At 55.2% G+C, this 20008-nt stretch carries 19 protein-coding genes; 10 read left to right on the forward strand and 9 right to left on the reverse strand.

Annotated features, from left to right (window positions below):
• Positions 1 to 7: 7 nt before the first annotated feature.
• Together ypfJ and ACFOWX_RS07610 are read left to right on the forward strand one after the other, a co-directional pair.
• Entirely contained in the window at positions 8 to 910 is a 903-nt protein-coding gene (gene ypfJ / locus ACFOWX_RS07605; RefSeq protein ID WP_381422831.1) for a KPN_02809 family neutral zinc metallopeptidase, read from the forward strand.
• Positions 911 to 921: 11 nt separating this feature from the next.
• A complete protein-coding gene (locus tag ACFOWX_RS07610; protein WP_381422832.1) occupies positions 922 to 2070 on the forward strand; it encodes an alpha-hydroxy acid oxidase in 1149 nt (382 codons plus the stop codon).
• Here ACFOWX_RS07610 and creD read toward each other — a convergent pair.
• From creD to sdhC, 4 genes are all read right to left on the reverse strand, one after another.
• Positions 2042 to 3484: a cell envelope integrity protein CreD gene (creD, locus tag ACFOWX_RS07615; protein WP_381422834.1), complete on the reverse strand. Its 1443-nt coding sequence runs from the start codon at positions 3482 to 3484 to the stop codon at positions 2042 to 2044. The genes ACFOWX_RS07610 and creD overlap by 29 nt on opposite strands.
• Before the next feature lie 167 nt (positions 3485 to 3651).
• On the reverse strand, positions 3652 to 5466 hold the full coding sequence (gene sdhA, locus ACFOWX_RS07620) for a succinate dehydrogenase flavoprotein subunit (protein WP_381422836.1): 1815 nt from the start codon (positions 5464 to 5466) through the stop codon (positions 3652 to 3654).
• Positions 5466 to 5855 carry a succinate dehydrogenase, hydrophobic membrane anchor protein gene (gene sdhD, locus ACFOWX_RS07625; RefSeq protein WP_381422838.1) on the reverse strand — a complete coding sequence of 130 codons (390 nt, stop codon included), beginning with the start codon at positions 5853 to 5855 and terminating at the stop codon, positions 5466 to 5468. Before sdhD ends, sdhA begins: the two co-directional genes overlap by 1 nt.
• Positions 5856 to 5858: 3 nt before the next feature.
• Positions 5859 to 6317, reverse strand: coding sequence for a succinate dehydrogenase, cytochrome b556 subunit (gene sdhC, locus ACFOWX_RS07630; RefSeq protein ID WP_381422840.1), 459 nt, complete (start codon positions 6315 to 6317; stop codon positions 5859 to 5861).
• Positions 6318 to 6488: 171 nt separating this feature from the next.
• On the opposite strand from sdhC, the gene ACFOWX_RS07635 reads away from it, so the two are divergent.
• The 6 genes from ACFOWX_RS07635 to ACFOWX_RS07660 all read left to right on the forward strand — a co-directional run bounded on the left by ACFOWX_RS07635 (position 6489) and on the right by ACFOWX_RS07660 (position 12434).
• Positions 6489 to 7802 carry a methyl-accepting chemotaxis protein gene (locus ACFOWX_RS07635; RefSeq protein ID WP_381422842.1) on the forward strand — a complete coding sequence of 438 codons (1314 nt, stop codon included), beginning with the start codon at positions 6489 to 6491 and terminating at the stop codon, positions 7800 to 7802.
• A gap of 40 nt (positions 7803 to 7842) precedes the next feature.
• On the forward strand, positions 7843 to 9177 hold the full coding sequence (locus tag ACFOWX_RS07640) for a methyl-accepting chemotaxis protein (protein WP_381422844.1): 1335 nt from the start codon (positions 7843 to 7845) through the stop codon (positions 9175 to 9177).
• 67 nt (positions 9178 to 9244) lie between these two features.
• A complete protein-coding gene (locus tag ACFOWX_RS07645) occupies positions 9245 to 9958 on the forward strand; it encodes an SDR family NAD(P)-dependent oxidoreductase (RefSeq protein ID WP_381422846.1) in 714 nt (237 codons plus the stop codon).
• Between the two features lie 32 nt (positions 9959 to 9990).
• The gene (locus tag ACFOWX_RS07650; protein ID WP_381422848.1) at positions 9991 to 10971 is read left to right on the forward strand and encodes a 50S ribosomal protein L11 methyltransferase; all 981 of its coding nucleotides are present in this window, start codon (positions 9991 to 9993) and stop codon (positions 10969 to 10971) included.
• Positions 10972 to 11055: 84 nt separating this feature from the next.
• On the forward strand, positions 11056 to 11658 hold the full coding sequence (locus ACFOWX_RS07655; protein ID WP_381422850.1) for a sigma-70 family RNA polymerase sigma factor: 603 nt from the start codon (positions 11056 to 11058) through the stop codon (positions 11656 to 11658).
• Positions 11655 to 12434, forward strand: coding sequence for an anti-sigma factor (locus ACFOWX_RS07660; protein ID WP_381422852.1), 780 nt, complete (start codon positions 11655 to 11657; stop codon positions 12432 to 12434). The genes ACFOWX_RS07655 and ACFOWX_RS07660 overlap by 4 nt, the downstream gene beginning before the upstream one ends.
• A gap of 16 nt (positions 12435 to 12450) precedes the next feature.
• Here ACFOWX_RS07660 and phhA read toward each other — a convergent pair whose 3' ends face one another.
• A complete protein-coding gene (phhA, locus tag ACFOWX_RS07665) occupies positions 12451 to 13317 on the reverse strand; it encodes a phenylalanine 4-monooxygenase (protein ID WP_381422853.1) in 867 nt (288 codons plus the stop codon).
• Between the two features lie 45 nt (positions 13318 to 13362).
• On the opposite strand from phhA, the gene ACFOWX_RS07670 reads away from it, so the two are divergent.
• Positions 13363 to 14043: a DUF2459 domain-containing protein gene (locus ACFOWX_RS07670; protein WP_381422855.1), complete on the forward strand. Its 681-nt coding sequence runs from the start codon at positions 13363 to 13365 to the stop codon at positions 14041 to 14043.
• Between the two features lie 28 nt (positions 14044 to 14071).
• Here ACFOWX_RS07670 and ACFOWX_RS07675 read toward each other — a convergent pair whose 3' ends face one another.
• Positions 14072 to 14779 carry a Crp/Fnr family transcriptional regulator gene (locus ACFOWX_RS07675; RefSeq protein WP_381422857.1) on the reverse strand — a complete coding sequence of 236 codons (708 nt, stop codon included), beginning with the start codon at positions 14777 to 14779 and terminating at the stop codon, positions 14072 to 14074.
• Positions 14780 to 14839: 60 nt separating this feature from the next.
• Here ACFOWX_RS07675 and ACFOWX_RS07680 point away from each other — a divergent pair, with 60 nt between their 5' ends.
• Positions 14840 to 15703 (forward strand): sterol desaturase family protein, encoded by an 864-nt coding sequence (locus ACFOWX_RS07680; RefSeq protein ID WP_381422859.1) that lies wholly within the window; start codon positions 14840 to 14842, stop codon positions 15701 to 15703.
• 56 nt (positions 15704 to 15759) lie between these two features.
• Here ACFOWX_RS07680 and ligA read toward each other — a convergent pair whose 3' ends face one another.
• Genes ligA through recN form a run of 3 tightly spaced genes read right to left on the reverse strand, consistent with a single transcriptional unit; the run spans position 15760 to position 19997 of the window.
• Positions 15760 to 17952 (reverse strand): NAD-dependent DNA ligase LigA, encoded by a 2193-nt coding sequence (gene ligA / locus ACFOWX_RS07685; protein ID WP_381422861.1) that lies wholly within the window; start codon positions 17950 to 17952, stop codon positions 15760 to 15762.
• A 6-nt stretch (positions 17953 to 17958) separates the two neighbouring features.
• Positions 17959 to 18333: a putative quinol monooxygenase gene (locus ACFOWX_RS07690; RefSeq protein ID WP_381424967.1), complete on the reverse strand. Its 375-nt coding sequence runs from the start codon at positions 18331 to 18333 to the stop codon at positions 17959 to 17961.
• Positions 18333 to 19997 (reverse strand): DNA repair protein RecN, encoded by a 1665-nt coding sequence (gene recN / locus ACFOWX_RS07695; protein ID WP_381422863.1) that lies wholly within the window; start codon positions 19995 to 19997, stop codon positions 18333 to 18335. Before recN ends, ACFOWX_RS07690 begins: the two co-directional genes overlap by 1 nt.
• Between the last annotated feature and the right edge of the window lie 11 nt (positions 19998 to 20008).

Here is a 20008-nt window from a genome sequence, read left to right on the forward strand (position 1 = left end):
CGGGCCCATGCGCCTTGATGATTTTGACGACGGTATCCGGGTTGAGGACCAACGCGGCGGCAATTTTGGCGGCGGCGGGGGCGGCTTTGGCGGCGGCGGCCTGATCTCGCTCTTATTCGGAATATTGCCGCTGTTAATGGGCCGCAAGCTGGGCTGCGGCACTATTGCGATTTTGGCGGTTGTTGGATTTCTTTTCTTCTCGAGCGGCGCATTACAATTTGGCGGCGCAGACGGCGGATCGGGCGGCACGGCGCAGCAAGGCGGTTCAACGCTGGCCGAAAGCTGCAACATTGACGCGGCCAGCAAAGAGGCGTGCAATACTCTAGCTTCGCTCGACAAGACGTGGGCTGATCTCGTGCAGGGATATGAACGGCCAAAGCTGGTATTTTATAGCAATCGAGGCCAATCGGGCTGCGGCGCGGCACAATCCCAAATGGGACCCTTCTACTGCCCCAGCGACAATGGCGTTTATCTCGACACCAGCTTTTTTCAGCAGATGGAGCAGCAATTGGGCGCGAAAGGCGATTTCGCCCGCGCCTATGTGATTGCGCATGAGGTCGGCCATCATATTCAGAATATCACAGGCCGCGCCAACCAAGTGCGACAAGCTCAATCCCGCGTTAATCAGGCGCAGGGCAATGCTTTGCAAGTGCGGATGGAATTGGAGGCCGACTGCTTTGCTGGCGTATGGGCGGCCCGCAATAAAGACCGGATTGAGCCGGGTGATTTTGAAGAAGGCATGACGGCTGCCGCGTCCATTGGTGATGATACGCTGATGCGCAATGCGGGACAGCGGCCGGTTGAAAGCGCCTTCACCCACGGCACATCGGAGCAACGTATGCGCTGGCTACGTAAGGGGCTGGAAACCGGAAACCCCCGCGCCTGCGATACGTTTTCTGGCCCGGTTTAAGGGGCGCCTGATTGCGGCTTTCCGATTGTCATAATGTCGCTGACTTCCGCCGTTTAGCGAAAGCGCGCCTGCCGTCGCCCATCTTTCACTATATTGATGGCGCGGCGGATGACGAAATCACCAAACGCCGCAACAGCAGCGCCTTTGATGATTGCGACCTTGTGCCCAATGTGCTTGCCGGCGTCGCCGATATTGACATGAGCACCACGGTCATGGGCCGCAAAATCAACTTGCCTTTGATGCTGTCACCGACCGCATTGCAGCGGCTATTCCATTGGCAGGGGGAGCGCGCCGTCGCCCGCACGGCGCGGGACCTTGGCACATGGTTCGGGATCAGCTCGCTCGCGACCGTCAGCATAGAAGAAATCGGCGAAAGCATCAGCTCACCCAAAATGTTTCAGCTTTATATCCACAAGGATAAGGGCCTGAACGCGTCGATGATCGAACGGTGCAAAGCCGCGAAATTTGATTGCATCGCATTGACCGTCGATACGATTGTTGCTGGTAATAGAGAACGATGCCAGCGCACCGGTTTTACCTCGCCCCCGCGCTTCACACCGTCATCGGTCCTCAGCTACGCCGCGCATCCCGGATGGACGCTCAACTATTTATTCCGCGAAAAATTTGCTCTGCCCAATCTGGATACGCATGTCGAAGCCGGAACGAATGTTGCCGTGTCGGTCGCGGATTATTTCAACACCATGCTCGATCAATCGATGGATTGGAATATGGCCGAAAAAATCCGGTCCGATTGGGGCGGTGAATTTTGCCTGAAGGGGATCATGTCGGCCGATGATGCCCGCCGTGCTGTGGATATCGGCGCCAGCGCCATCATGGTCAGCAACCATGGCGGGCGGCAGCTGGATGGATCACGCAGCCCATTTGATCAAATAGCGGAAATTGCTGATGCTGTGGGCGGACAGGTTGACATCATATGCGACGGCGGCGTGCGGCGGGGCAGCCATGTCCTAAAAGCGCTCGCCGCCGGAGCAACGGCTTGCTCCGGCGGACGGTTTTACCTGTATGCGCTGGCTGCGGCGGGAGAAGCGGGGGTCCGGCGCATCACAGGCAAGTTGCGAGACGAGATCGAACGCGACATGAAACTCATGGGCGTCCGATCCGTCGGCGAACTTAATCGTTCGATGTTACGCTGGCGCTAGGCCGGACCGAAGCGTCAGGGGCAGTAGCTTCGTCCCTGTCGCCCGTGTCACGGCCAATGCCGCTCCAATCAATCGCCCGTGTCGCCCACATGACCACCGACAGCGCGATGAACAGCAGCACCGATCCGATAATCAAGGAATAAGCTTCCAAATTGAGCAGCACATAGAGCGTAGCATATAAGCCAATTAGCAAGCCGCCAATCACCCGAGCCCGCAGCCAGCTTTTCAAAACCGCCGCTGAATAGGCCGTCAGCAGCCCAGTGATTGATCCCGCCGCCAAAATATAAGCCCACATGAAGCCGACAACTTCGGCAAAGGCGAGCAGCATGACAAAGAACAGCACCAATCCGGTCCCGGTCAGCAAATATTCCGCCGCCGCAACCCGGGCGCCTGCAACCAGATCGAACATCAGGAACGCAAGAAAAGTGAAACCGATAAACAAAAATCCATATTTCACGCTGCGGTCAACTTGGCTGTAAAGATCAACCGGTTCGATGAGCGCAATAATTGCAGACTGGCTGACGCCCGGCTCCACCGCTCTTTTCGACCCGCTCATATAATTGCCGTCATAATAAGGCTCTGGCGCGGCTAGGTCTTCGGTCATTACGAGCGCTTGTCCCAAAGCCAGATTGCTAATTTCATGGCTTGAGGAAAATCCGCTCTTTGTAACATCCCGCTCGGTTGGCAGGAAATCACCGTCGAAGCTGGGGCTGGGCCAGGCTGATTTCACCTTCCATTTGGTTTGCACGCCGCGCGGAACCATGGTGATATTTTTATTGCCGCGAATGCCGTAGCTATATTTTACATCCAACGGCATTTTTGCATCCCAATCGACGAAGGTGAAAAATCCCGAACCTTGTGTCGCATTCAATCCCTTTCCGGGTTGAAGTTCGCGCGTCTTTCCATTCACGCTGACCTGGCTGTTGGATTGTAGGCCGCGCGCATCAGATATGCCGAAACGCAGCTCTGCGCTGGCGAGCTTTAACGATTCCCTTTTGATGCCATACCGGTCGAAATCCGCTGGCAAGGCAAAGCGCGCGGTGCCGCTGTTATTGGCGGTGAACAAAACGCTTTCATAAATAGACCGCTTTAACCGCTTGGGCGTCAAGTCCGTGAAAACCTCGTTCACCTCCGGCGACAGATATAATTCGCGTGTCGCCTTAACCGTGCGCGTTACATCCTTGCCATTTTGCGTGACGGTTTCAACCGATTCCGTTTCATACGGAATGACCAGCACCGGCCCCGTTATAATCTGCGGCCCGCCCCATCCAGCAGCGATTGATTCCTGCGCCGTTTTCGATTGCTCCTGCCGGTCCCAGCTTAGCAGATAAACCGCGGCCAAAGGCACAGCGAGCATCAGCGCGATAAAGCCGGTGAGGAATAATTTAAACCCCGGCGATCTTTCCTGTTTCATCAATATTCTCCCTAAAAAGTCAGCATTTTTCAGCTGATCCGGAAGCTATGAGAAGCACAGGAAAATAGCGAATGTTGATTACGCGGTAAAGTTATGCAGAAACCGTGCAGAGGGTTGCAGGCGAATATAAATCCCGCAGTCGCCCGGACGGCCTGCCAAAAGCGCCGTTAATAAACCCGCGCTTTTGGCTCAATATATTCCGCTTCATCGGTCAAGGTGAATTCATGCACCGGGCGATAGTCGATGTTGACCTTGCCGCCCTTGCCACCCCAGCCTTCAAACCAAGCCGTCGTATGCTTCATCCAGTTTTTATCGTCGCGATCTTGATAATCTTCATGCATGTGCGCGCCGCGGCTTTCCTTGCGGTTTTCCGCGCTCGCCATGGTCACAACGGCTTGTCCTACCAGATTGTCGAGCTCTAACGTCTCGATAAGGTCAGTGTTCCAGATCAGGCTCTTGTCGGTCACATGGACATCCGACAGGCGCTTATTGACATGGTCCATCTGCGCTACGCCTTCGGCAAGCAATTCGCTATCACGGAAAACGGCGGCGTGTTTTTGCATCGTCTGCTGCATTTCAAGGCGTATCTGTGCCGTGGGCGATCCGCCCTTTGCATGGCGGAAATGATCAACCCGCGCCAATGCCATATCCGCCGCATCCTTGGGCAATGGCTTATGCGCGGTTCCGGGCTTGATCGTTTCTTTCAGTCGCAATCCAGTTGCCCGGCCAAATACGACCAGGTCGATCAGCGAATTGGACCCCAAACGGTTGGCGCCATGCACCGAAACACATGCTGCCTCGCCAACGGCAAACAAGCCGGGCACAATCGCATCGGGATTTTTCGGATCACCGGTTACCACTTCGCCATGATAGTTACAGGGTATGCCGCCCATATTATAATGCACCGTCGGCGTAACCGGCAACGCTTGCCGCGTCAGGTCGACGCCTGCAAAAATCTTTCCAGTTTCGGTAATGCCGGGCAAACGCTGCGCCAATACGGCGGGATCAATATGGTCGAGATGCAGGTAGATGTGATCTTTATTCGGACCAACGCCGCGCCCTTCGCGAATTTCGGTCGCCATACAGCGGGACACCACATCACGGCTCGCCAAATCCTTGGCCGACGGCGCGTAGCGTTCCATGAACCGTTCGCCTTCGCTATTGGTCAGGTAACCGCCCTCCCCGCGTGCGCCCTCGGTAATCAGAACGCCTGCGCCGTAAATACCGGTAGGGTGAAATTGGACGAATTCCATATCCTGAAGCGGCAATCCTGCGCGCAGTACCATGCCGCCGCCGTCGCCAGTGCAGGTGTGGGCGCTGGTCGCGCTGAAATAGCACCGACCATAACCGCCCGTTGCCAATACTACGGCATGGCTGCGGAAACGGTGGATGCTGCCATCTTCCATGCACATGGCAATCACGCCGCGGCATTCGCCATTTTCCATAATCAGATCGAGCGCAAAATATTCGACGAAGAAATCCGCATCATATTTCAGGCTTTGTTGATACAGCGCGTGTAGCATCGCGTGGCCGGTTCGGTCGGCGGCGGCGCAAGTGCGCTGCACCGGCGGGCCTTTACCCATATTCTGCATATGCCCGCCAAATGGACGCTGATAAATAGTGCCATCTTCGTTACGGCTAAAGGGCACGCCGGCATGCTCCAACTCATAAACCGCCTGCGGGGCCTCGCGCACGAGATATTCGATCGCGTCCTGGTCACCCAGCCAGTCGCTGCCCTTGACCGTATCATACATATGCCAGGTCCAATGGTCGGGCGTATTATTGCCCAGCGAGGCGGCAATACCGCCCTGCGCCGCCACGGTATGCGACCGGGTCGGGAATACTTTGGTGATGCACGCGGTTTTCAGGCCCGCTTCCGCGCTGCCCATCGTTGCGCGAAGGCCGCTGCCGCCTGCACCGACAATGACGGCATCGTAATTATGATCGATTATTTTATAAGCAGGCTGAGTTGTTTCGGTCATTATGCGGGAGCTCCGGTAAAGGCGAGTTTGGCGATCATGAAAATGCCAAATGCGCCTGTTCCAATTACATAGAAATTCAACAAGATGATGGTGCCCAGTTTCAAACCGGCATCATGAACATAATCTTCGATCAGAACCTGTAGTCCCAAACGAATATGCCAGAAGATGCACGCGATCATCAGGATCATCGGCACCGCCACCAATGGCTGCGCCAACCAGTTTGACAGGGTTTCATATTCAAAATTGGGCAACAGCAACAATGACAACAGGAACCAGATGGTCAATAATATATTGCCCACAGCCGTTACCCGCTGCGAAATCCAATGCTGACTGCCATGGCCGGCAGAGCCAAGACCGCGGACTTTTCCGATACCGGTTCCACTACCCATCGATCAAACCCCCAAATAACGCGTTACAACAAACAGCGCCGCTGCGGCCGTTGACAAAAACGCCAATATAAAAACCATTTGCGACCACATTTTGTTCGACTTCAATTCAAAGCCAGCACCCATATCCATCACCAAATGACGCAGGCCCGAAAAGAAATGCTGAAAAAATGCATAGGTGACGCCCAACGCAACAAGCCGGAAAAACCAATTTGATGCGGTTTGAAGCCCCGTCGCCGCCTCACCAGCAGCAATCACATAGGTCTGAAATGTCGCGTAGCTATCCGGCCCAGCAGCGATAGCCGACAACCACCAGATCAGCGTCATCATACCCGCAGTCGCCAGTATGAAACCAGTTATGCGGTGCACGATCGAGGCCATCATATGGATGCCCCACCGATATTGCATTAAATGCGGCGATAAAGGCCGGTTCTTTTTTTGCGCTGCGCTTTGTCCCATGGACATTATTCCCTGTAACATATTCGAATTTTGTCAATTGCAACGTTCTTTAGTCAATTGAACGTCCCGTGCAAGGGAAAGAGCAATGCGTTTTGCGCAATCATAGATAACGTGCTGTTAACCAATTTTTGCAATGAGGGTGTCCTGAAAGTTCTGGAAACCAAAGGCTACCTACACATGGATCATAAGCATATTATAGATTTTATCCGCGAAGACAGCGAGTTGATTGCCGACATGCAGGCGATTGGAGAGGCGCTGTCTGGCGCGGAGCGCGAAATTGCGACTGCTTTTTGGACCGAATGGGGTAAAGAGCCGACGGTTCGGCAGCTATGGGGCGGCGATGAATTTCGCGATAGCATCGACAAAAGCACAGATTTTGTTGGCCTCAAATATCGGCACGCCGACCGGATGGAATGGCTATTGTCGATAGAAGGCCGAGGCCGCGAGGCCCAAAAAGCAGGCATTCCTTATATCAGCTTTGTTATGGCATCGAGCGCAGCTCAAAATGCAACAATGCGCGTTTTGCGGGAACGTCTGAACGATGATATTCCCACGCTACAAAAATTTGCGGACGTCATTATGCGCACGTCAATGATCGAAACTGGTATGATGGCGGAAGCATATTCCAAGGAATCTCACGATCACATGGCATTAGAACAAAGTCGGCTCGCCAGTGCTTACCGAGACGATATTGCCGCCAACATTGAAAGCTATTCCGCTGAAAGTCAGCATCTGCTGAACAGCGCATCAAGGGCGAATGATTCCGCGAATGGTATGCTGGCCAAAACATCGGAGGTCGCGTCTGCCGCTGAACAATCCGCTGCCGCAATGCGCGAAGCCGCCGACACTGCAGGCTCGCTGATCGCGCTGATAAACGACACCCGCGATGAAGTTGAAGGTGCCGCCGAAGTAACCTCGCGCGCCACCGAACATGCGCAAATTGCGGTATCCGTATCAGAAACTTTGTCACAGCAGGCATCGGCCATTGAATCGATCCTCAGCCTGATCCGCGAAATTGCCGGGCAAACCAATTTGCTCGCGCTCAACGCCACGATTGAAGCGGCGCGCGCAGGAGACGCCGGACGCGGCTTTGCGGTTGTGGCGCAAGAGGTCAAAAGCCTCGCCAATCAAACCGCAGATGCAACCGACGATATCGGCGCAAAAATTGCCGCGATACAAACCGCGACCGCAAAATCTGTTGATGCCACTATGGCCATCCGCGAAACCGTGGAAAATGTGCATCGCAGTTCAAGCCGTATTCGCGAAGCAATGGACCGGCAATCAAATAGCGTCACCGCAATCACCGCAGCGGTCGATGAAACCGCGCTGGCCGCCGATATGATGTCAGGAACGATCACCTCTATCACCAATGATACGCAGATGATCGTCAATCAGATTGCCGATCTTTCAAACGGATTTGCCAACGCAGACCGCAAATTGGCCGAATTGAATGAACGCGGACAGCAATTTGTTTCAAAATTAGTTGGATAACAGTCAGGCCTGAAATCGGGGTCAATAAGTGGAGCAGGAAATGGTGAAAGAGTTTATGTGGGTCCAATTTAACGAGCAGGAATTTATCAAACTATTCCGATTTGATAGCAACCTCCAGCGCAGCAGTTTGGAAATATTCGAATTGCTCGAAAATGATTTTGACGACCTTTCCAAAGCTTATTGGGAATATTGGGTTGATCTTGGGCTTGTCCCTGACACCAACCACCCCGTATATAAGGATGGCTTAAAATCTACCGCTTATTATATGCGGTCGCGCTACAAAGATGTCGGTGGCGAGGAATGCTCCCGGATGTTGTGGCAGCAAATTTCCAATGCCTGCAAAAATAGTACACCACTTGAACATATTATGGCCGCCACGACCCGCGCCACGCCGTTTATAATGGACCGCATTGCCGCCTATTGCGGCGATGATATGGCTCGCTTCCACCGGCTGGCAACAACCATTTGCATCGTGGCTTCAATGGAATTGTCGCTCGTTTCGCACTGCTATGCGCGTCATAATAAAGAGCAAATGGCCAATAAACAAAGCGAATATAGCGGCCAATTTGAGGCTGATATAGGATCAGCCGCCAATGATGTTGCCGAACAATCAGGCGCCATTCGCAGGCAAGCGGCCAACAGCGCGCAAATGGCCAACGGAATGCTGAGTAAAGCGTCCGAGGTTGCCGCTGCGTCCGAACAATCCGCCGTCGCCATGCGCGAAGCTGCGCAAACCGCAGCAGGTTTGATCCGTGCAATTGAGGAGGCGCGAAACCAAGTGGAAGCAGCCGCAAGCGTTGCCAACCGCGCGGTTGATCAAGCCAATGCTGGCGTGACGGCAACTGATACTCTGTCCGAACAGTCGCAATCGATCGAGTCGATATTGGGCCTGATCCGCGAAATTGCCGGGCAGACAAATTTGCTGGCGCTAAATGCCACTATCGAGGCCGCACGCGCCGGTGATGCAGGTCGCGGTTTTGCGGTGGTTGCGCAGGAGGTCAAAAGCCTCGCCAACCAAACGGCCGACGCCACCGATGAAATTGCAAAGAAGATTTCCGCCATCCAAATAGCGACGAAGGCATCGGTTGAGTCCAATACCTCCATCCGCGATACAGTAAACGAGGTCCGAATTTCTGCCGAAAATATCCGTAAAGCGATGGAGGATCAGGCGCAGACAGTGACCATGATCACCGCGTCCGTCGACGAAACCGCACTGGCGGCTGACCTTATGTCCAACACAATTTCTGCGATCCGCAGCGACACCGAAAATGTCGTTTCTGAAATCAGCTCCCTTGAGCTTGGGTTTGACAAGGTGAATGAAAAAATCGGATCGTTAAAAGAAAATGCGGTGAAATTTATCAGCAATCTGCGCTAATCTCTCTCAGGTAGCGCGTCTTATCTTACCCCTTCCCCAATGCCGCAACGCCGGTTAGGGAGGGGGGATGGACAAGGCTGATTTGAACATATTGGTTACGGGCGCAAGCCGAGGTATAGGAAAAGCCATTGCCGACCAATTACGATCCCACGGATGCCATGTTGTTGGCCATGCAAGCAAGGAAGCAGAGGGCCTAGTCGGCTGTGACCTCAATTCCGAAAATGCGGCGGCGCAATTATGGGCGCAGGCTTTGGACCGGCTGAACGGGCGCATCGACATTCTTATCAACAATGCTGGCGTTTTTGAGGCTAACCCGATTTCCGGTGAAGATTGGCCGGAACGCTGGGCCCGCACGATGCAGATAAATTTAACGGCTAGCGCTGAATTATGCAGGCTGGCTGTTCTGCACTGGCAAGCACGCAGCTGCGGCGGGCGCATCGTCAATATCGCGAGCCGCGCCGCCAACCGGGGTGATAGCCCCGACCATTGGCATTATGCTGCATCAAAGGGCGGCATGGTGGCGATGACCAAGACGATTGCCCGCGCATATGCGGCTCAAGGCATTTATGCCTTTGCCATCTGCCCTGGCTTCACCATGACCGGCATGGCGGACGATTATCTGGAAAGCCGGGGCGGCGCTAAATTGCTTGCAGATATTCCGCTAGGCCGTGTGGCGATGCCGGACGAAATAGCAGCAATTGCTACCTTCTGCGCAATAGACGCGCCGCCATCGATGACAGGTGCTGTGCTCGATGCCAATGGAGCCAGCTATGTTCGGTAGCCTTCCTCATTTTCTGCTGCGTAAAGCCTATCATGACTGATAATTGGACCGTCACCCTGCCCTGCACGCGCCGCGAAGCGGAGGCATTAGGGCAGGATTGGGAATTCCTGTCCGCGCTCGACCCTGTCCCCACAATTGTCGGCGAAGAGGTGGTTGCCTTTGATGATAATAGCTGGCGCATCGTTGCCTATTTTGACCGCAAGCCTAGCAAGCAAGCGGTGGCCGCGCTGCAAAGCCAAATAAGCGGCGGGCATGAGGCAGAGATTATCGTGGAAAAACTGCCCGAAGAAGACTGGTTGGTTATGAGCCAACAAGGCCTAGCGCCGGTCCATGCAGGACGGTTTTTTGTCCACAGCGCCGAATTTGACAGCGCAGCACCAACGGGCGCTGTTCCCTTCATCATTCCGGCCAGCCAAGCATTCGGCACCGGCGGGCATGAAACCACATCGGGCTGTTTGGCTATGCTAGACCAGCTGAAACGGCAAGGCCGCCGCTATGGCCATATTGCTGACATTGGCACGGGCACCGGTCTGCTCGCCTTTGCCGCGCAGCATTTATGGCACAGCGCCTATGTCACTGCGTCCGATATTGACCCGGTTAGCATTGACGTCACCGCCCGCAACGCCGCCATCAACAATCTGGCGCTGGGACAGGGAAAGGGCCGAATATCGCTGTGCGCGGCGATGGGCACCGATCATGAGATGATACAGAGGCGCGCGCCCTATGACTTGGTCATTGCCAATATATTGGCCGGGCCGTTAATCGAATTGGCCCCCTCTTTTGCGGAAATTATCCGCAGGAATGGATCGCTCATATTGGCGGGATTGCTGGACGTGCAGGCCGACAATGTGCTTCGCCAATACCGGCGGCACGGCTTTTCCCTTATCCGTAGGCGCGATGAGGGCGATTGGCCCTGCCTGCATCTGATCAAGCGCCGCCGTTATGGTTGGCGGCGTCCATTGCGGCCCGCACGTGGGACCAGCCAGCCACCCGGCGATTATGGCACATGGTAGGGTCAGGATTTAGGGTCCGGCCCCTAAGACCCCAAACATATCCTTATTGCGCCCGTCATATTTCGGCGGCATAACAATAAACGAATGTCAGACCGAAATATGATCAATGTAGCTTCTCTCGCCGCTCGCCGTGCTGATGCGGAGCGGGATGCATTGACCGACGCATTGCTTCGCACCGGGCAAGGCGACAAAAATGCCTTTGAATTTGTATATAAACAGACATCGGCGAAACTTTTTGGCGTGTGCCTTCGTATCTTCCCTGACAGACAAGAAGCCGAGGAAGCGTTGCAAGATGCCTTTATAAATATATGGAACCGTGCCGCCCGGTTCGAAAAGGGCCGGGCCAGCCCGATAAGCTGGCTCGTCACCGTCACGCGCAACCGCGCGATCGATCGTTTGCGCGCGCAAGGAAAAGCCCGTTACGAACCGGTAGAAACAATCGCCAATCTGGCCGATGATGCGCCTTTGCCCGATGCGGTCATCGCAGCCGATGATGCCGATGGCGCATTGCATAATTGTATCGAAACATTGAGCGGAAAAGACGCAGGCTTCATTCGCTCCGCCTTCATTCGGGGTTCTACCTACGCCCAATTGGCGGCTCATGAAAAGCTGCCTCTGGCAACGGTCAAAAGCCGCATTCGCCGCGCATTGATCAAATTGCGCAAATGCCTGGAGGGGCAGTCATGAGTCAGATGACCGAAGACGACATCGCGCTGGCCGGCGAATATGCCTTAGGGTTGCTGGATGATGCAGCGCAGGCGCAGGCGGATGCACGCGCCGCAAAAGACACTGCATTTGCGCAAGAGATTGAAAATTGGCGCATCTATCTGGCCCCCATGCTGGACGGTATAGACGAACCGGTGCCAAGCCATATCTGGCCGTTGGTCAACAATGCTTTGCCCGAAACAAATAATGCGCAGGACAATCAAAAACGTCCCCATTTCTGGCGTAATGCCAGCTTTATCGGCGGCGGTATCGCGGCGGCGCTGGCGGCTATCGTGTATCTGCAAACGGCCCCCAATTTTCAGCCTGCTGAAGAAGCAGGTACAGATGTTGCAGCCGAAGCAGCAGCAGACAGCAACGAATTGCAAAGCGACGCCGCCGCAGCGCCCGCATTGCGCCGTGAAGCGTCCAGTTTGGCAGCAGCGGTTGTGAGCGAAGACGGTAAATACCAGCTTACGGCGCGCTATGACCGCGCGTCCAATCAAATGCTGCTTAATGCTCAATCCCTCGATATTGCGCCGCTATATCCCGAAGTGTGGATCGTTCCCGAAGATGGGAAAGCCCGGTCGCTGGGAATGATAGCGGCCAAGGGCGAGACCCGCCTGACTATTGCGGCGGATATGCGGCAATTTATCTATGATGGTGCAGCCGTTGTAATCACGCCAGAACCGCAAGGCGGAGCCCCCGGCGGCGTCGCCACGGGCCCGGCAATTGCCATTGGGAAATTGCAGCAAAGTTGATCCGCGCGGTACCCGCCTAAGCTTTGTTGAGCGCGTAAGCCTGCGTGCCGCGGTGCAACAGTTTATCATCATCCAAAATGTCGGCAATCGCAATATCGGGTAAATGTTCCAGCTGACCATATAGCGGCGCGAAGTCGGTTTCCGCTGTTGTTCTTAACAGCTCATCCAAGCTGCCAATCACAAAATAATTTTGTTGAAAATCGTCGATCCTATAACGCGTGCGCATCACCCGCAGCAGATCAAATTTAATCCTGTTGGGGCTGTTATCCTCCAGCGCGAAGATGGACTCGCCATAGCTGGACACAATCCCCGCGCCATAAATACGCAAACCGTCCGCCTGCTGGATCAGGCCAAATTCGACCGTATACCAATATAGCCGCGCCAGATGGTCGAGCGCATCAAAACCCAAACTGCGCAATCCGCCCTTGCCATAAGCTACCATATAATCGGCAAACACCGGATCAGCCAGCATCGGGACGTGACCAAATACATCGTGGAACACATCGGGTTCCTGCAAATAATCCAGCTGTTCCGGTTGCCGAATGAAATTACCAGCGGGAAAGCGGCGATTGGCCAAATGGTCGAAAAACACCTCATCGGGAACGAGGCCGGGCACCGCAACGACTTGCCATCCCGTTGCCCTCATCAATCGTTGGTTCAACTCGCAATAATCGGGGATACCAGGCTTCGACAGCTTCAGGACATCCAGCCCGCGCAGAAAAGCATCGGCCGCACGGCCGGGCAACATTTCGGACTGCCGCGCAAAAAGCCGGTCCCACATTTTATGTTCGGCCGCAGTAAACGCATCCCAATTTTGCGGGATCGTCCAATCGGCATTTGCGCCCTCGGGCGGCTTGTCATAAACATGTAAATCATTGGCCATCCGGAATGTTTAGCATAGGAAGAGCCCATTGGAAATCGGTTGCAAATGAAACTTTTCCGGATCACCAGCTTTTGGACGGCATTGCGGGCCTTGGCCGCATGGCCGCTGCTGATCATTGGGGTTTACATGGGCTCTGCTTGGGCGGGTAGCAGCATTGGCGCAAATAACGCCTGGAAACCTGCCGCATCGGGAATTGATATATTCGTCGAAACCAATGGCGTCCATGTCAGCATCATTGTGCCAATGAGCGCGGCGGGTGAAGATTTGAGCGACCTCATCAGACCCGAACATCTGACTGATCCAAATTTATTTGGCACTCACGCTATGATCGGCTGGGGCCATGCCGGTGTATATCGCAATGCCCGAACATGGGCCGATGTCCGCGCAGGCGATATCGCTGCTGCTATCGCCGGGTCGGATGACACCCTGCTGCATGTCTATCATCTGATCCGCCCGCAAGCGAATAGCTATCGGAAGAAATTACGCGTAAGCGTTCCAGAATATCGTCAATTAATCAGGGGCATAAGGAATAGCTTTCAGTTAAATTCTAATGGTCAAAGCACGCCCTATCCAGCCTATGGGCCGAATAATATTTTTTACAAAGCGCACGGCCATTATAGTGCGATAACAACCTGTAATGAATGGAGCGGACGAATATTGCGCGATGCTGGCATTGGCGTTGGCCGCTGGACGCCGATGCCGGGCGGCGTGATGAAATGGTTTTAGCGGGACGAAGACCCGGCCTTAAGTAAAGCTATTGACTGCGCATCCATTGGCGCAATGCCGCCGGGTCCGCAACGGTCATCCCGCGATATTTCCGCTGAATCAGCTGCGCCTCCTCCATTTCGGTCAACACCGTGCTAATCGTCATCCTGGACACGCCGATCAATTCGGCAAGTTCGCTTTGCCGGACCACCAAATGCACCGGCGCAGCGCGCGTTCCGCAAAGCGCGATAATCGCGCGCGCCAACTGCTTTTTTGCGGGCATTTTGCGGATCGCAACCAGATTATCGAGCGATTCCTGCAATTGCGCTGCTAAGGTCCGCATGACGTGCCGCATGGTTTCCGGTGAATTGGCCAGCGCATCCCAAAAATCCCTTTCGCTGACCCATTTCAATCGCGATTTCCCGACGTCGACCGCATCCACCACCTTGCTGAACCCGCCCAAACACGCGAGCTCGCCAAAACTGTCATCCTCTCCAAAGATCAAGAGAACCTGTAAGTTACCCTCTTTGCTGAACCGGCCAATCTTCACCTGCCCTTTTTCAATCAGCCAAAATCCATTTGCGGGATCGCCGCGCTGCTGAATAATTTGACCATCCTGAAACTCCCGCATGACCGCGCTTTTCATCAATTGAGTGCGTATGTCTGCGGGCAATTCACGGAATAAAATGGGCGAGCCAATGGTGCGGCCGGTCGCCTCAAATTTGGGCCTATTTCGAGAATGTAAACTAGTTGGCATTGTTTAACTCTCTTTGTCACTAAAGCGTCATAATAATCAAGCCCCTTCGGAGTCGCATCCATGCCGCTTTATCTATGGTTCATTTTAGGAATATTCCTTGTTTTTGGACTGTTAGAGCTGCTTTTCACTGGGCTATTTTCGAAGACCGGGCAGAGCAGAGACGATGCAATTGTTGAGATTGTGGGTTCCACGGTCCTGCTCGCGCTAACACAGCCCTTCATTATTTTCATCACCGGCTGGATGCTTGGCATGATGGTGCCTCAATATGCCGGAATATTGTCGGATATAAATATCTTTTTGGCCATCGGCTTGTTCCTCGTTTTTGACGATATGATGCAATATTGGCTGCACCGCGCGTCGCATACATTTCCCTGGCTGTATAATTTGCACCGGGCCCACCATAATGCCCAATATATGAGCGTGCGGCTCGTCTACCGGAATAACTTTTTCTATTATCTGTTCATGCCTAGCATCTGGTTTTCGGCGACATTGATTTATATGGGGCTTGGCTGGGTATATGTCGGCTTTATCGTCGTAAAAATGCTTGTCATCATCGGCGCGCATAGCGATGTCGCTTGGGACAAGCCGCTCTATAAGATCAAATCGCTGTCGCCCGTTATGTGGGTGGTTGAGCGGACCATATCGACACCTGCCACACATCATGCCCATCATGGCCGCCATAAAGATGATCCAGCGGTCAATTATAAAGGCAATTACGGCAATCTCTTGTTTTTATGGGATATATTATTCGGCACCGCCAAAATCACCCGCACCTATCCAGAAAGCTACGGTGTCGAAAACCTGCCCGATGTTGGCGCGGGGCAGCAGTTGGCTTGGCCCATATTCCGTTCGAAAAATACGGATGATGATTTAAGTTCGGACGCGGATATCAGAGGGGGTTCCGACGTCCAGATGGTGCGCTGATTAGAAGCGTTTAGCTCGTCAGCGCACCATTTCTTCCGCGCGATTGGTGCAGGCGCTTATCCGGCCATAATTGCCGCCCATTCGGCTTCGTCAATCACCTTCACCCCCAGCTCGGTGGCTTTTTTCAGTTTGGAGCCAGCGCCGGGACCAGCCACCACCAAATCGGTTTTTGCGCTCACCGATCCAGCGGCTTTTGCGCCGAGGGATTCGGCCTGCGCCTTGGCCTCATCGCGGCTCATCGTTTCTAGCTTACCCGTGAAGACGATTGTCTTGCCGGTCCATTCGCTCTGCCGTGCGGTCGACACATATTCAGGCGCCGACACTTCCGAGAGCAAATCATCCCAAACCGCAAGGTTATGATCTTCGTGGAAAAACTCGGCCAGTGCCGATGCGACGGTCGGTCCGATCCCGTCAATTTCGGTCAACTCCGCCACCGCCGCATCATCTTGCGCAGCAAGCCGCTGACCTAACTGTTTGATCGCGTCCAAGCTTTTGTAATTTTTCACCAGATCCTTGGCCGTCGTCGCGCCGATATGACGGATGCCGAGCCCGAACAGCAACCGCGCGGCATCCGGCTGCCGCTTGGCTTCTATCGCTGCCAACAGGTTATCCACAGACTTTTCCTGCCAACCTTCTTTGCCGATCAATTCGGTTCTGTGCGATCTCAGCCGGAATATATCTGCTGGCGTGCCGAGCCAACCATAGTCCAAAAATTCACCAATGCTTTTCTCGCCCAGCCCTTCAATATCCAGCGCCGCCCGGCTGACAAAATGAACCAGCCGCTGAAAACGCTGCGCCGGACAGATTAACCCGCCGGTGCAGCGCACATCCACCTCGCCCTCGGCCGCGACCGCTTCGCTGCCGCAATCGGGGCAATGGTTTGGGAATATATAGGCTGGCCGCTCTGTCTCTCGGGTCATATTTTCGGCCACTTGCGGGATTACGTCCCCTGCCCTTTGGATTTTAACCCGGTCCCCGACGCGAAGCCCAAGCCGGGCAATTTCGTCGCGGTTATGCAGCGTCACGTTGCTGACCACCACCCCGCCCACGGTTACGGGGGTGAGCCGACCAACCGGGGTTAACTTTCCCGTCCGGCCCACCTGTATGTCGATGGCCTCCAATTTGGTTTCGGCCTGTTCCGCCGGAAATTTATGCGCAATGGCCCAGCGCGGGGCTTTCGTCACAAAGCCTAACCGTTCCTGCCAATCGAGCCGGTCAACCTTATACACCACCCCGTCAATGTCATAGGGCAGCTCGGCGCGTTGCCGCTGTATCCGTTCATATTGGTCAAGCGCACCGGCCGCGCCGTCCACCACCGTGAATAAGGGCGACACCGGAATCCCCCAAGCCGCAATGATCTGCATCATCTCACTCTGCGTTGCGGCGGGCACCGCGCTCATTTCGCCCCATCCATGCGCCAAAAAGCGCAAGGGCCTCGCCGCTGTCACGCTCGCATCTTTCTGACGCAGCGACCCTGCGGCGGCATTGCGCGGATTGGCGAACAGTTTCCCACCCGATTTTTGCTGCGCAGCATTGAGCGCAGCAAAATCAGCTTTGGACATGTAAACTTCACCGCGGATTTCAAAGATTGCGGGTATCGCCCTCTCCCCTATAGGGGGGAGGGCGCGAGACTTGACAGCTTGCTGTCTAGTCGCAGCAGAGGGGGGCATGCCGCTCGCCGCTGCGCTCGCCCCCTCTCTTTCCGCCACTTCGTGGCTCCCTTCTCTCCCCTGAAGGGAAGAGAGCCTTTGCGGAATATCGGCAATCGTCCTGACATTCGCGGTGACATCTTCGCCCACCGTCCCGTCACCCCGCGTTGCCGCCTGCACCAGCCGCCCATTTTCATAACGTAGCGACAGCGACAGGCCGTCAATCTTATCCTCGGCGGTTAACGCGACCGGTTCATCCTCCGGCAAATTCAAAAAGCGCCGCACCCGCGCGACAAAATCCTGCACATCTTCGGCGTCAAAGGCATTGTCGAGGCTCATCATCCGCTTGGCATGGGTCACCTTTGACAATGGCGATACCTCGACCGCGGCGCCCACCTGTGCATTGGGACTGTCCTCGCGTACCAGATGCGGGAACGCTGCCTCTAGCTCATTATTCCGCCGCACCAGCGCATCATATTCCGCATCGGAAATTTCCGGCTCGTCCTGCGCATGATAGAGCCGGTTGTGATGCGCAATCGCTTTGGCAAGGCGCATGAGTTCGTTGGCGGCTTCGGCTTCTGATAGCGATTCGATGTCCATAGCGGGTTAACTGGGCTTAAATTCAAAACGATGCCCAAATCCGGCGATTAAAGGGCGTCCCTGTGCAATGGCCGACTGCACCGACGGTAATGCAAGAGACGCAGCGTGGTCTTCTTTCGTTGCCCAAATTTCTACAATCCAGATTGCATTGTCGTCTGCACTATCCTTGCCAATGACATAACCCATATTGCCGGGCATATCGGCTGTGCCCTGTTTCAATATCGCAATCAATTCAGCGCGCTTACCCGGCTGTGAAGTGATTTGACCAATCAACCCATATTGCGGGATTACCTCTTCCATTTTAGTCGCCTCCAACCTGTGTTCTGCCAACAAAATCGGGACCATGGCTAGCATCGCAGTCAACATATCGCGCCGGTCCATCACACCCCCTCCATCAATCTTTCTGCCTGCGCCCGGGCTTCGTCGGTAATTTCTGCGCCGGATAGCATACGGGCGATTTCCTGACGCCGACCTTCGGCATCAAGCTCGGTCACGCCGGTTTTGGTGACGGTTCCTTCGCTTGATTTGGCGATGAAATAGTGAGCCTGCCCCTTAGCGGCGACCTGCGGGCTGTGGGTCACGGCGAGGATCTGCGTCCGCTGCGCCAAGCGGGACAGCCGCTCGCCAATCGCGCTTGCCACCGCGCCCCCCACGCCCCGGTCAATCTCGTCGAAAATAATCGTCTGCGCCCCGCCCTCTTCGGCCAAAGCGACCTTCAGGGCGAGGATGAAGCGCGACAATTCGCCGCCCGATGCAATTTTTGCGAGCGGCGCAAAAGGCGCGCCGGGATTGGTGGAAATCAAAAATTCCACTCGGTCCATACCATCGGGGCCCCAGCGGTCCTCCGGCAGGGTTTCGGCATCCGTTCGAAATTGCGCCGCATCGAGCTTTAACGGTTTCAACTCCGCCGCCACCGCTTTATCCAGCCGCACCGCCGCATCGCGCCTCAATTTGCCAAGCGCTTCAGCCGCTGTGCGATAGGCGGCGGCTTTGGCCGCGACCTCCGCCTCTAACTTCGCCAGCCCCTCTGTGCCTGCATCAATCGCCTCAAGCTTCGCCGCAAAATCGGCTTGCAAAGTCAGAAGGCCGTCCGGCGCGACACCATGTTTGCGGGCGATCGCACGCAGTTCAAACAGGCGCAGTTCAATATCATCCAATCGCTGCGGATCGAAGGTCAGCGCCTCTTTCGCTGCGTCCAGCTTGCTCTCCGCCTCGCTGGCCTCAATCACCGCGCGGTCCAGTGCGGTTAGCGCGTCGGCGAGCAAGTGATGCTCCGGCGCCAACCGGTCGAGCCGCCGCGCCGCGCTACGCATTTCGGAGACCGCGCTTTTCGACCCTTCAAAAATTTTCAGAACGGCTTTCAAATCATCGGTGAGCCGCTCCCCTTTTTGCATATCGCTGCGCTCCCCGGCCAGCTGCTGCTCCTCGCCTTCTTGCGGCGCAAAACGGTCCAATTCATCGAGAGCATGGATCAGGAAATCGCGGTCGCGTTCGGCATTTTCGATACCTTCCCGCGCCCTATCCAATCGCAGCTTCGCATCATTCCACGCGGCAAAGGCGCTCGCCGTCGGCCCGGTGTCGGCTCGTGCAAAGGCATCCAATAATGTCTTGTGTCCCTTCGGATTGAGCAACCCCCGGTCATCATGCTGGCCATGAATTTCAACGAGATAGGCGCCAATTTCCCGCAGCAACGCGGCCGAGCATGGCTGATCATTGATAAACGCTTTGCTGCCGCCATCGGCCTTTACCGAACGCCGGATAATCAGCGGCTCGCCAGTTTCAATCTCTATATCATTTTCATCCAGCAGGGCTGCAATCGGACTATGGCGGCTGGGCGGGTCGAAACTGGCGGTGACCAATGCCTTGTCACTGCCATGCCGCACAAGGCCGCTATCGGCGCGCATGCCCAAGGCAAGCCCCAAGGAATCAAGCAGGATGGATTTGCCCGCGCCGGTTTCGCCGGTCAGCACGCCCAGCCCGCCGCGAAAATCGAGGTCGAGCGCGGCAATTAAAACAACATCGCGAATCGAGAGCGAAGTGAGCATGACCCTCGTTT

The organism is Sphingorhabdus arenilitoris (assembly GCF_042651485.1).
GTDB classification, from domain to species: domain Bacteria; phylum Pseudomonadota; class Alphaproteobacteria; order Sphingomonadales; family Sphingomonadaceae; genus Sphingorhabdus_B; species Sphingorhabdus_B arenilitoris.